This window comes from Pseudoalteromonas sp. NZS100_1 (assembly GCF_015864285.1).
GTDB classification, from domain to species: domain Bacteria; phylum Pseudomonadota; class Gammaproteobacteria; order Enterobacterales; family Alteromonadaceae; genus Pseudoalteromonas; species Pseudoalteromonas arctica.
This window is the reverse complement of record NZ_JADYXN010000015.1, coordinates 18,695-31,503: the sequence shown is the minus strand read 5'-3', so window position 1 is coordinate 31,503 and position 12,809 is coordinate 18,695. Positions and strand designations below refer to the sequence as shown.

The 12,809-nt window shown below is 40.6% G+C and carries 10 protein-coding genes; 8 read left to right on the top strand and 2 right to left on the bottom strand.

Annotated elements, in window-relative coordinates; genetic code table 11:
- Positions 1-21: 21 nt before the first annotated feature.
- On the bottom strand, positions 22-1,308 hold the full coding sequence (locus I6F66_RS11520) for a citrate synthase (RefSeq protein ID WP_197209299.1): 1,287 nt from the start codon (positions 1,306-1,308) through the stop codon (positions 22-24).
- Between the two features lie 420 nt (positions 1,309-1,728).
- On the opposite strand from I6F66_RS11520, the gene sdhC reads away from it, so the two are divergent.
- The 8 genes from sdhC (at position 1,729) to sucD (ending at position 11,586) form a co-directional block, all read left to right on the top strand.
- The gene (sdhC, locus tag I6F66_RS11515) at positions 1,729-2,106 is read left to right on the top strand and encodes a succinate dehydrogenase, cytochrome b556 subunit (protein WP_076914908.1); all 378 of its coding nucleotides are present in this window, start codon (positions 1,729-1,731) and stop codon (positions 2,104-2,106) included.
- Positions 2,097-2,444 carry a succinate dehydrogenase, hydrophobic membrane anchor protein gene (gene sdhD, locus I6F66_RS11510; protein ID WP_007586873.1) on the top strand — a complete coding sequence of 116 codons (348 nt, stop codon included), beginning with the start codon at positions 2,097-2,099 and terminating at the stop codon, positions 2,442-2,444. The genes sdhC and sdhD overlap by 10 nt, the downstream gene beginning before the upstream one ends.
- Positions 2,445-4,217: a succinate dehydrogenase flavoprotein subunit gene (gene sdhA, locus I6F66_RS11505; protein ID WP_007375750.1), complete on the top strand. Its 1,773-nt coding sequence runs from the start codon at positions 2,445-2,447 to the stop codon at positions 4,215-4,217.
- Positions 4,218-4,227: 10 nt separating this feature from the next.
- Positions 4,228-4,944, top strand: coding sequence for a succinate dehydrogenase iron-sulfur subunit (locus tag I6F66_RS11500; RefSeq protein ID WP_007375751.1), 717 nt, complete (start codon positions 4,228-4,230; stop codon positions 4,942-4,944).
- Between the two features lie 94 nt (positions 4,945-5,038).
- A complete protein-coding gene (gene sucA, locus I6F66_RS11495; protein ID WP_165727883.1) occupies positions 5,039-7,858 on the top strand; it encodes a 2-oxoglutarate dehydrogenase E1 component in 2,820 nt (939 codons plus the stop codon).
- Between the two features lie 3 nt (positions 7,859-7,861).
- The gene (gene odhB / locus I6F66_RS11490; protein WP_165741166.1) at positions 7,862-9,370 is read left to right on the top strand and encodes a 2-oxoglutarate dehydrogenase complex dihydrolipoyllysine-residue succinyltransferase; all 1,509 of its coding nucleotides are present in this window, start codon (positions 7,862-7,864) and stop codon (positions 9,368-9,370) included.
- 177 nt (positions 9,371-9,547) lie between these two features.
- Positions 9,548-10,714 (top strand): ADP-forming succinate--CoA ligase subunit beta, encoded by a 1,167-nt coding sequence (gene sucC, locus I6F66_RS11485; protein ID WP_007586870.1) that lies wholly within the window; start codon positions 9,548-9,550, stop codon positions 10,712-10,714.
- The gene (sucD, locus tag I6F66_RS11480; protein WP_010552674.1) at positions 10,714-11,586 is read left to right on the top strand and encodes a succinate--CoA ligase subunit alpha; all 873 of its coding nucleotides are present in this window, start codon (positions 10,714-10,716) and stop codon (positions 11,584-11,586) included. Before sucC ends, sucD begins: the two co-directional genes overlap by 1 nt.
- Positions 11,587-11,645: 59 nt before the next feature.
- Here the strand turns inward: sucD and I6F66_RS11475 are convergent, their stop codons facing one another.
- Complete coding sequence (locus I6F66_RS11475; RefSeq protein ID WP_165741149.1) at positions 11,646-12,716, bottom strand: DUF3083 family protein; 1,071 nt, start codon at positions 12,714-12,716, stop codon at positions 11,646-11,648.
- Positions 12,717-12,809: the final 93 nt, after the last annotated feature.

Here is a 12,809-nt window from a genome sequence, read left to right as displayed (position 1 = left end):
TTTTAAACTAACCAACGTTAATTAACGCTTGTCAGTTGATACGTAGTCACGTTGAGTGTAACCAGTATAAAGTTGACGAGGACGGCTGATCTTATGACCAGGTTGAGATAGCATCTCATCCCAGTGAGTGATCCAACCAACAGTACGTGCCATTGCAAAGATTACAGTGAACATGCTTGTTGGAATACCAATCGCTTTTAAGATAATACCAGAGTAGAAATCTACATTAGGGTATAGTTTTTTCTCTACAAAGTATGGGTCTTCAAGCGCAATTTGCTCAAGCTTCATAGCAATATCAAGAAGTGGATCTTGGATATTCAGCTCAGCTAAAACTTCGTGACACGTTTGACGCATTACTGTAGCGCGTGGGTCAAAGTTTTTGTAAACACGGTGTCCAAAGCCCATAAGGCGGAACGGGTCAGCTTTATCTTTAGCTTTAGCTACGTATTCATCGATACGGTCAACAGAGCCAATCTCTTCTAACATGTTTAAACATGCTTCATTAGCGCCGCCGTGAGCAGGGCCCCACAAAGATGCAATACCAGCTGCAATACATGCATACGGGTTAGCACCAGATGAACCAGCAAGACGAACTGTTGAAGTTGATGCATTTTGTTCATGATCTGCATGAAGCATAAAGATTTTATCCATCGCTTTTGCAGTTACTGGATTAACTTTATATTCTTCAGCAGGTACAGAGAACATCATGTGTAAGAAGTTTTCTGCGTAGCTTAAATCGTTACGTGGGTATACAAACGGTTGGCCGATATTTGTTTTATAAGCCATTGCCGCGATTGTTGGTAACTTAGCAACAAGCTTAACTGCGCTTGTTTTACGTTGTTCAGCATCAGTAATATCAAGGTCTTCATGATAGAAAGATGATAATGCACCTACTACGCCACAAAGCATTGCCATTGGGTGAGCGTCAAAGCGGAAACCTTGGAAAAAGTTAGCAATTTTCTGGTCAAGCATAGTGCTTGTAGTGATTTCATTCTTAAAAACTTCATATTGTTCTTTAGAAGGTAACTCACCATTTAAAAGTAAGTAACAAAGTTCAATGTAGTTTGAGTCTTCAGCTAATTGCTCAATTGGGTAACCACGGTGAAGTAGTACACCTTTACCACCATCAATATAGGTGATTGCAGATTCACAAGAACCAGTCGACATGAAACCTGGGTCATAAGTAAAGTGACCGTGTGAACCTAACGTACGTACGTCGATTACATCTTGGCCAGCAGTGCCTTGATAAATTGGAAGTTCGATTGGATCTAGTCCATCAATTTGGACTGTGGCTTTTTTATCTGCCATCGTTATGTATCTCCTATTAAGATATCTATTCTGATTTTTAGATTTTAAAGTTCTGAAATCTGTTTTAAGCACATCTTCTCATTTTAACGTGAAAGAGGGGGTTAAAGTCAATTTTTATAAACATTATGCATATATGTATAATAAATATTCGGTATTAATTAAATATAATACTATTGGCTAATTCGCAAACATCTCTAAATAAACAAGAATTGTAAAAAGCCCTGTGGGTATATATACTAACGGTGGTTTTAAACCGTATTGTATTTGGGTAAACATATTATTAACAGCTTAAAATTTACAGGTTTGTGAACTTTAATTGTTTTGGTACGTTTATTTTGATAGTTCCATCAGTAATATTTGGTGGGTTTTTAGAAAAACAAGTAGATGAGCTCCACTGTGAGCAAAGATGGGCAAGTAACTGTGAAAAAGCAAAGACCTGTAAATCTAGATCTAACAACTATATCTATGCCGGCAACGGCTAAAGCTTCAATTTTTCACCGCGTCACCGGTGTTGCATTATTTTTTGCTTTAACGTTTGTCATTTGGGCTTGGTCTGAGTCTCTCTCTTCAGCTGAAAGTTTTGAATTCGTCAAGGGTCTGTTTAACGGATTCATTGCCAAATTTATAGCTTGGGGCACTGTTTCTGTATTAGGTTATCACCTTATTGGTGGTATCCGTCATATGATTATGGATATGGGACATTGGGAAGAACTTGAATCAGGTAACCTCAGCGCTAAAGTTTCAATGGCTCTTGGTGTTGTGTTTGCCGTATTGGCAGGGGTGTGGATATGGTTTTAAATCAAGCAACTCTAAAACGTGATGGTGTACAAGATTTCGTATCTTTACGTACCACGGCATTAATAATCAGCGCTTACGCGATTTTTATTATCGGCTATTTTTTAGCGACGCCAGAAGTCACTTTCGAAGCCTGGACAGGCCTCTTCTCTAACCTAGCAATGAAAGGGTTTACGTTAATTACCCTTGTTTGCATTATGGTTCATACCCGCATTGGCCTTTGGCAAGTTCTTACAGACTATGTTAAGTGCGCAAAGCTTCGTGCAGTTTTAGGTTTTGTATTAAACCTAATGGCCGTTGCTTACGTAGCTATTGGTCTAATCGTATTATGGGGTGTTTAAGTGAAATATTCTGTTCGTGAATTTGACGCCGTAGTAATTGGTGCAGGTGGTGCAGGTATGCGCGCTGCTTTAGCAATTACAGAATCTGGCAAAACGTGTGCATTAATATCTAAAGTATTTCCAACGCGCTCACACACTGTATCTGCTCAAGGCGGTATTACGGTTGCGCTTGGTAATTCACACGAAGATAACTGGGAATGGCATATGTACGATACCGTTAAAGGTTCCGATTTTATCGGTGACCAAGACGCTATTGAATACATGTGTCAAACTGGCCCAGAAGCTATTACCGAATTAGAAAACATGGGTTTACCATTTTCTCGTTTTGAAAATGGCCGTGTTTACCAACGTCCTTTCGGTGGTCAATCGAAAAACTTTGGTGGTGAACAAGCCGCACGTACTGCAGCAGCTGCTGACCGTACTGGTCATGCTTTATTACACCTTCTATATCAACAAAACGTTAAAAACAAAACAAATGTATTCTCTGAATGGTATGCACTTGATTTAGTTAAAAACGATAATGGTGATGTAGTAGGGTGTACTGCAATTGAGATTGAGACAGGTGAAGTTACCTTCTTCAAATCTAAAGCTGTTGTATTAGCTACTGGTGGTGCAGGTCGTATATTTGCATCAACCACTAATGCTCACATTAACACTGGTGACGGTGTTGGTATGGCAACACGTGCTGGTATTTCTATGCAAGACATGGAAATGTGGCAGTTCCATCCAACGGGTATCGCAGGTGCTGGTACGCTAGTAACTGAAGGTTGTCGTGGTGAAGGCGGTTATCTTTTAAATAAAGATGGCGAACGCTTCATGGAACGTTACGCACCAAACGCAAAAGACTTAGCGTCTCGCGACGTTGTTGCACGTTCAATGATGACTGAAATCCGTGAAGGTCGTGGTTGTGATGGTCCTTGGGGTCCACATCTTAAGTTAAAACTTGACCATTTGGGTGAAGAAACACTTAATTTACGTCTTCCAGGCGTATGTGACCTTGCTAAAACATTTGCTCACGTTGACCCTGCAAAAGAGCCAATTCCAGTAATTCCAACTTGTCATTATATGATGGGTGGTGTTCCTACTAATGTAAATGGACAAGCGCTACAAATCGATGCTCAAGGCAACGAAACAGTAGTTCAAGGTTTATTTGCAGTAGGTGAGATTGCATGTGTATCTGTACACGGTGCAAACCGCTTAGGTGGTAACTCATTACTTGATTTAGTTGTGTTTGGTCGTGCTGCGGGTAACTTCTTAGGTAAGTACCTAAATGACGTTGAAATATCTAAAGCTGCTTCAGAATCAGATTTAGAAGCGTCTCTTGCACGTTACAATCGTTGGGAAAATTCAACGGCTGGCCAAGGTGAAGATCCAGTTCAAATCAAAAAAGACCTACAACAATGTATGCAGCTTAACTTCTCGGTATTCCGTGAAGGTGACTCAATGGCTGCAGGTCTTCAAGAACTTAAAGAAATTCGCGAACGTCTGCAACATGCTCGTCTTGATGATAAATCATCAGACTTCAATACGCAGCGTATCGAATGTCTTGAACTAGACAACTTAATGGAAACAGCTTACTCGACTGCAGTAGCTGCAAACTTCCGTACAGAAAGCCGTGGTGCACATTCTCGCTTTGACTACCCAGATCGTGATGACGAAAACTGGTTATGTCACTCAGTATTCAATCCTGTAACGGATGAAATGAGTAAGCGTGATGTAAACTATGCGCCTAAAACGCGTGAAGCTTTCCCACCTAAAGCACGTGTTTACTAGGAGATAGACGATGGCACAAGTACAATTTTCAGTTTATCGTTATAATCCAGATGTTGACAACGCTCCTCGTATGCAAGAATACACCTTGCAAACAGAGGAAGGTCACGACATGATGGTGTTGGATGCACTTATTCTTCTAAAAGAACAAGATCCTACATTATCTTTCCGTCGTTCATGCCGTGAAGGTGTGTGTGGATCTGATGGTGTTAACATGAATGGTAAAAATGGTTTAGCATGTATTACTCCTTTATCTACGCTACAAAAAAATGGCAAAGGTAAAATCGTAGTACGTCCATTACCAGGTTTACCTGTGGTTCGTGACCTTGTTATTGACATGAGTCAGTTCTACACTCAGTACGAAAAAGTTAAACCTTATTTAATTAATGATCAGCCTGCAGCAGGCGAACGTCTTCAAACTATTGAAGAACGTGATAAATTAGATGGGCTTTATGAGTGTATTTTGTGTGCATGTTGTTCAACATCGTGTCCTTCGTTCTGGTGGAATCCAGACAAGTTCATTGGTCCAGCAGGCCTTCTTCATGCTTACCGTTTCTTGGCTGATAGCCGAGATACAGCAACTGAAGAACGTTTAGCGGATTTAGACGATGCGTTCAGTGTGTTCCGTTGTCACAGTATCATGAACTGTGTTAGCGTTTGTCCTAAGGGTCTTAATCCGACCAAAGCAATTGGACAAATCAAATCTATGTTACTAAACCGAGCGGTTTGATAGCTTAGTAAAGGTAAGATGGCTGATATTAAATTATATTAGCCATCTTGTTATAATAACTATTAATTTCTGCGCTAAAAAAAAGGGCTTATAAATGCACGAAGGTGTGATGAAGGCATGGCTAGAATCTTCACATTTAAACGGCGGCAACGTTGCTTATGTAGAAGAGCTTTATGAAGCGTATTTAGACGATGCGACTTCTGTGCCAGACGAATGGCGAGAAGTGTTTGAACAATTACCTAAAGTTGATGGTGTGGATGTTGAAGTAAAACATTCAGAGGTTCGAGCACAGTTTGCACAGCTTGCAAAAAACAAGCATAGAGAAGTAGTGGTAGCAGAGGGTAGTGGCGGTGACCTTAAACAGGTTAAAGTTCTACAACTTATTAATGCTTTCCGTTTTCGTGGACACCAAAATGCAAACCTAGATCCATTAGGTATTTGGCAACGAGAGCGTGTACGAGATTTAGAGCTAGAGTACCACGACCTATCTTCAAGTGATTTTGACCGCGAGTTTAACGTAGGGTCGTTTGCCGTAGGGCGCGATACTATGCCTTTAGGTGAACTATACCAAGCACTAAAAACTACATATTGTGGTTCAATTGGCGCTGAGTATATGCACATCACATCAACAGAGGAAAAGCGTTGGTTACAACAGCGTTTAGAATCTGTCCAGTCTAGGCCAAAATTCTCAAAAGATGAAAAGCTACGTATCCTAAAAGGTCTTACGGCTGCTGATGGTCTTGAAAAATATTTAGGGGCTAAGTTCCCAGGTGCTAAGCGTTTCTCACTCGAAGGTGGCGATGCGTTAGTTCCAATGCTAAAAGAGCTTATTCACCGCGCTGGTGAAAGCGGCCAACAAGAAGCTGTTATTGGTATGGCTCACCGTGGTCGTTTGAATGTTCTTGTGAATGTACTAGGTAAAAACCCATCAGAATTATTTGATGAGTTTGCCGGTAAACACAAAGAGACATTAAGTTCTGGCGATGTTAAATATCACATGGGTTACTCATCTGACTTTGCTACTAAAGGTGGCAACGTACATATGGCGCTTGCGTTTAACCCATCTCATCTTGAAATTGTAAATCCAGTAGTTATGGGCTCAGTTCGCGCTCGTCTTGATCGCTTAGGTGATAGCTCTGGTATTAAAGCTCTACCAATTACAATTCATGGTGACTCTGCAGTTACTGGTCAAGGTGTTGTACAAGAAACATTTAACTTGTCACAAACTAATGGCTTTAGCTGTGGTGGTAGTATACGCATTGTTGTAAATAACCAAGTAGGTTTTACAACGTCTAAACAAGATGATGTACGCTCAACTGTATATTGTACTGACATAGCTAAAATGGTTCAGTCACCAATATTTCATGTTAATTCTGATGATCCTGAAGCTGTTGCATTTGTTACACAGCTTGCACTTGATTTCAGAAACCAGTTTAAGCGCGACGTAGTTATCGATTTAGTGTGTTACCGTCGCCATGGTCACAATGAAGCTGATGAGCCTAATGCAACTCAGCCTGTCATGTACCAAAAAATTAAAAAACATCCAGTTCCACGTTTAATTTACGCTGATCAACTGATTGCAGAAGGCTCTTTCTCTGAACAAGAAGTTAAAGCTCTAGCAGATGATTACCGTAATGCATTAGATGAAGGCAACTGTGTTGTTTCAGAAATACAGCCAGAGACTTCGCATTCTTCAGATTGGGCTAAATATGTTGGCCACGAGTGGAATGTTGATTACGACGCGAGTGTTTCTGTTGAAAGACTAAAAGAACTGGGTGAAAAAATTGCAACTTACCCAGAGCAATATGTTGCTCAATCTCGTGTTAAAAAGATTTACGATGATCGTAAGTTAATGGCAAGTGGTGAAAAAGCGCTTGATTGGGGTATGGCAGAAACACTTGCTTATGCAACAATTGCGACAGAAGGCACTGACATTCGTTTAACTGGACAAGATTCTGGTCGTGGTACATTCTTCCATCGCCATGCTGTTGTTCATAGTCAAACTGATGGTGCTACGTACACTCCTTTAGAGCACCTAAGTAAAGACCAAGGTACTTTTCAAGTATTTGATTCGGTTTTATCTGAAGAAGCCGTTGTTGCTTTTGAGTATGGTTATGCAACAGCAGAGCCTACATCACTAATACTTTGGGAAGCGCAGTTCGGTGATTTCGCCAATGGTGCACAGGTTGTATTTGACCAATTCTTAAGTTCTGGTGAGCAAAAATGGGGCCGTTTATGTGGTCTTACAATTTTGTTACCGCATGGCTACGAAGGTCAAGGACCAGAGCATAGTTCAGCGCGTTTAGAGCGTTTCTTACAACTATGTGCTGATCACAACATGCAAGTGTGTGTTCCGTCTACTCCGGCACAAGTTTACGCTATGCTTCGTCGTCAATCAGTTCGACCACTTCGTCGTCCACTGATTGTAATGACACCTAAGTCGTTACTTCGTCACCCTCTTGCTACTTCATCACTTGAAGAGCTTTCACACGGTGTTTTCCATAATATGATCGATGAAATTGATGATATTAACCCGGAGAAAGTAGAACGTGTTGTATTTTGTAGTGGTAAAGTTTACTACGAACTATTACAAGAACGTCGTAAGCTTGAGCAAGATAATGTTGCAATTGTACGTGTTGAACAGCTATATCCGTTCCCGCACGATGAAATGAAAACAATTATAGAGCGCTACCAACACGTAACTGATTTTGTATGGTGTCAAGAAGAGCCACAAAACCAAGGTGCATGGTACTGTTCACAACATCACTTTATTGATGCAATCCCACAAGGTGCTAAATTAAAATATGCAGGACGTAAAGCATCTGCATCACCAGCGTGTGGTTACATGTCAGTACATACTAAAGAACAACAAGCGCTCGTTGCCGACGCGCTTACTATAGAAAATAAAGGATAAGCAATGAGCACAGAAATTAAAGTTCCTGTTCTTCCTGAGTCGGTTGCAGATGCTACCGTTGCTACATGGCATGTAAGTGTTGGCGACAAAGTAACTCGCGATCAAAACTTAGTAGACATTGAAACAGATAAAGTGGTTCTAGAAGTTGTTGCACAGCACGACGGTGTAATTACAGAGATATCACAAGAAGAAGGTGCAACCGTACTTGGCGATCAAGTTATGGGTTTACTTGGTGATGCTGATGCAGCGCCAGCAAGTGAAGGTTCAACTAAAGAAGAATCAGCACCAGCTAAATCAGAAGACGCGCCAGCGGCGCAATCAGCATCAGAAGGTAAAGAAGTGGATATTAAAGTACCTGTACTTCCAGAATCAGTTGCAGACGCAACAATTGCTACATGGCATGTACAACCAGGTGACGCTGTAACACGCGACCAAAACTTGGTAGATATTGAAACAGATAAAGTTGTTCTTGAAGTAGTAGCTCAAGAAGATGGCATCATGGGTGATATCATTCACGGAGAAGGTGATACTGTATTAGGCGAGCAAGTAATTGGTTCGGTTAAAGCAGGCGGTGCACCAGCGGCTCCAGCTGCAAAAGCAGACGCAGCGCCAGCAGATTCAAGCGAAAGCTCAGATGTGTTAACTCCATCAGTTCGTCGTTTAATCGCTGAAAAAGGCTTAGACGCTTCTAAAATTAAAGGCACGGGTAAAAATGGTCGTGTAACTAAAGAAGACGTTGATACTTTCTTAAAAGCACCAGCGCCAGCGGCTAAAAAAGCAGAAGCTTCTGCTCCAGCAGCACCGATGGGCGATCGTACACAAAAACGTGTACCTATGACTCGTTTACGTAAAACGATTGCGACACGTCTTCTTGAAGCTAAAAACTCAACTGCAATGTTAACAACATTCAACGAAGTGAACATGGGACCAATCATGAGCCTTCGTAAGCAGTATCAAGAAACGTTTGAAAAGCGTCATGGCATTCGTTTAGGTTTCATGTCTTTCTACGTGAAAGCGGTAACTGAAGCACTTAAACGTTTCCCTGATGTTAACGCATCAATTGATGGTGACGATATTGTTTACCATAACTATTTCGATATCAGCATTGCAGTATCTACTCCACGTGGTCTAGTTACTCCAGTACTTAAAGATTGTGACAAACTATCTGTTGCTGAAATCGAAAAAGGTATTCGTGAACTAGCACTTAAAGGTCGTGATGGTAAGCTAACGCTTGCTGATATGACGGGTGGTAATTTCACTATTACTAATGGTGGCGTATTTGGTTCATTGCTATCTACACCTATCATTAACTTGCCACAATCTTCGATTTTGGGTATGCATAAAATCCAAGATCGTCCTATGGCAGTAAATGGTAAAGTTGAAATACTTCCTATGATGTATTTAGCACTTTCTTATGACCACCGCATCATTGATGGTAAAGAATCTGTTGGTTTCTTAGTGACTATTAAAGAGTTACTTGAAGATCCAACTCGCTTATTGCTAGATGTTTAATCTAGTTGTATGAAATGTAAGCTGTGAATGAACATTCACAGCTTTTTTTTTGCGCCTTTGGTCGTACTGGGGTTTTCATGTTAAGCCTTGGGATCTATACTAGGTGCGCAATTTGGGATAGTTGTTTATTTGAAAAAATATTCAGCTCTTTTAGTATAAAAAATTGGATAAAGCATCATGAATTTGCATGAGTATCAGGCAAAACAACTTTTTGCCGAATATGGTTTACCCGTTTCTACAGGTTACGCTTGCGATACACCTGAAGAAGCTGCTGCAGCTGCTGAAAAAATTGGCGGCGATATGTGGGTTGTTAAAACTCAGGTTCACGCAGGTGGACGTGGTAAAGCTGGCGGTGTAAAGCTAGTTAAAACTATCGAAGAAGTAAAAGCGTTTGCAGCTAATTGGTTAGGTAAAAACCTAGTTACTTACCAAACAGACGAGAAAGGCCAGCCAGTAGCTAAAATTTTAGTAGAAAGCTGTACTGACATTGCTAACGAATTGTACCTAGGTGCAGTAGTTGACCGTGCATCTCGTAAAGTAGTTTTCATGGCGTCTACTGAAGGCGGCGTTGAAATTGAAACTGTTGCTGAAGAAACACCAGAGCTTATCCACAAAGCAGAGATCGACCCGTTAGTAGGTCCTCAAGCTTACCAAGCACGTGAACTAGGTTTCAAATTGGGTCTTAACCCAGTACAAATGAAACAGTTTGTTAAGATCTTTATGGGTCTTGGTAAAATGTTCACTGATTTTGATTTCGCACTACTTGAAATCAACCCGTTAGTAATTACAGATGAAGGCAACCTTCACTGTCTTGACGGCAAAATCGGTATTGATGGTAATGCACTTTACCGTCAACCTAAAATCCGTGAATTCCACGATCCATCTCAAGAAGATGCTCGTGAAGCACACGCAGCAAGCTTCGAGCTTAACTACGTTGCTCTAGACGGTAATGTTGGTTGTATGGTTAACGGTGCAGGCCTAGCAATGGGTACTATGGACATCGTAAACCTACACGGCGGCAAGCCGGCTAACTTCTTGGATGTTGGTGGCGGTGCTACTAAAGAACGTGTTTCTGAAGCATTCAAAATCATTCTTTCTGACGACAATGTTAAAGCTGTTTTAGTAAACATCTTTGGCGGCATCGTTCGTTGTGACATGATTGCTGAAGGCATCATTGGCGCAGTTAAAGAAGTTGGCGTAACCGTACCAGTAGTTGTACGTTTAGAAGGTACTAATGCTGAATTAGGTCGTGAAGTTCTTAAGAACTCTGGTCTAGATATCATTGCTGCTGAATCACTAACAGACGCTGCTGAAAAAGTTGTTGCTGCTGCGGAGGGCAAATAATGTCTGTATTAATCAATAAAGATACAAAAGTTATCTGTCAAGGTTTCACTGGTGGCCAAGGTACTTTCCACTCAGAGCAAGCGCTTGAGTACGGTACACAAATGGTTGGTGGTGTTAGCCCAGGTAAAGGCGGTCAAACGCACCTTGGTCTTCCTGTATTCAACACAGTTCGTGATGCTGTAAAAGAAACTGGCGCAACTGCTTCAGTTATCTACGTACCAGCTCCTTTCTGTAAAGATGCAATCTTAGAAGCTATCGATGCTGGCATCGAGCTAATAGTTTGTATTACTGAAGGTATCCCTACACTTGATATGGTTGATGTTAAAATTAAACTAGATCAAACAGGTACTCGTATGATCGGTCCTAACTGCCCAGGTGTTATTACTCCAGGTCAGACTAAGATTGGTATCATGCCTGGTCATATCCACAAACCTGGTAAAGTAGGTATTGTTTCTCGCTCTGGTACTTTAACGTACGAAGCAGTTAAGCAAACTACTGATGCTGGTTTTGGTCAGTCTACGTGTGTTGGTATTGGTGGTGATCCAATTCCAGGTACTAACTTTATCGACGTTCTAGAAATGTTCGAAAAAGATCCACAAACTGAAGCAATCGTAATGATTGGTGAAATTGGTGGTACTGCAGAAGAAGAAGCTGCAGAGTACATCAAAGCTCACGTAACTAAACCTGTAGTATCTTACATTGCTGGTGTTACTGCACCAGAAGGTAAGCGTATGGGTCACGCTGGCGCAATCATTGCCGGCGGTAAAGGTACTGCTGATGAGAAATTTGCTGCATTAGAAGCTGCGGGCGTAAAAACTGTACGTTCACTTGCTGATATCGGTAAAGCACTTAAAGAGAAAACAGGCTGGTAATCGCTTGTTTCCTTTGAAAAGGCCCGCACATGCGGGCCTTTTTGTTATTAGATGAAAATTTAGAACGGGTAACTAATATGCTGGAAAAAACGTACAGATAAGTCTTGGCGTTGTTTATTTATAGCCAGCTCATTACACAGAGTATAGATTGTTTTTTCTACTTGGTTCATAAATCGACCGTAGCCCATTTCATGTTTATCCTGCTGCGTTGCTACTACTACAAAATGCAGCGTTTCTACTAATTTACTTGCTTCAGAAAAGTGCTTAATTTGATTTTCATTAGATTCAATATCAAAACTTAACTTTTGAAGTTCATCATTGCCTTCACTCTTATCTATTTTACTATTGCGTATAATAGGCGTTGCGCCGTTAGCAACCATAGCGCCATGGTTTAAGTTGTTATTTTGACACGCACGTATAAATGCATATGCAAAGTAGTCATAAAATTTAGCATAGTCGTTTGTGTTCATTAGTGTTTGAAACTGCGTTTTAATTGCGCGCGAAACCGGTATAGTAAAAGTGGCGTAAGTCATCTCTGCATAATCATTGGGTATGCTGCATTGTCTTGATTGGTAGCGAGGGTAGAGACTTCTTAATTTGTAACCATAGCTTTCCTTGTTGCCTTTTTCTTTAGCAAATAGGTCATACGTTAAGTGTTGATGGTCGCGTAGTTTAAACTGGGGCTGATTTATTAAGAGTTGTCCTTGTAAAGTGTCTAACACTTTTTGAACTTTATTATGAAATTCTGCAGAGTTGGCTCGCAAATCATCGCCTGTTGCTAAAAATAGAATGCGTATTTTTTTACTCGGTGTACCTTCAGTGTAATAAATCTTATGCGCTTCGTGATAACGGGGATTATAAAAAAAGAGCATTTGTTTATCTGTTTCTAATTGATAAGACTCATCATTAAATCTTACAACGGGTAGTTTATCATTCGCTAATAAGTGCACATTATAAAGCTCGTACTCATCACAAGAAGCAAACAGCTGGCGTGCAATACGTTCATAGCAGCAATTTATATCACTAAAGCTTTTATAAAAATCCTGATTAGGGGTTATTTCAGCTAAAAGGTAGTGGTTAGCGCGTGCATTAGTTGGAATATATACACGATGTTGATTAAGTGTCGCCATCTTTAAATCCTTATAATGTAGGTTATTTACCTACTATAAACTGTTTAGATGACTTAAATATTGCGTTAAAACAAATTTTATTCATAAACAATG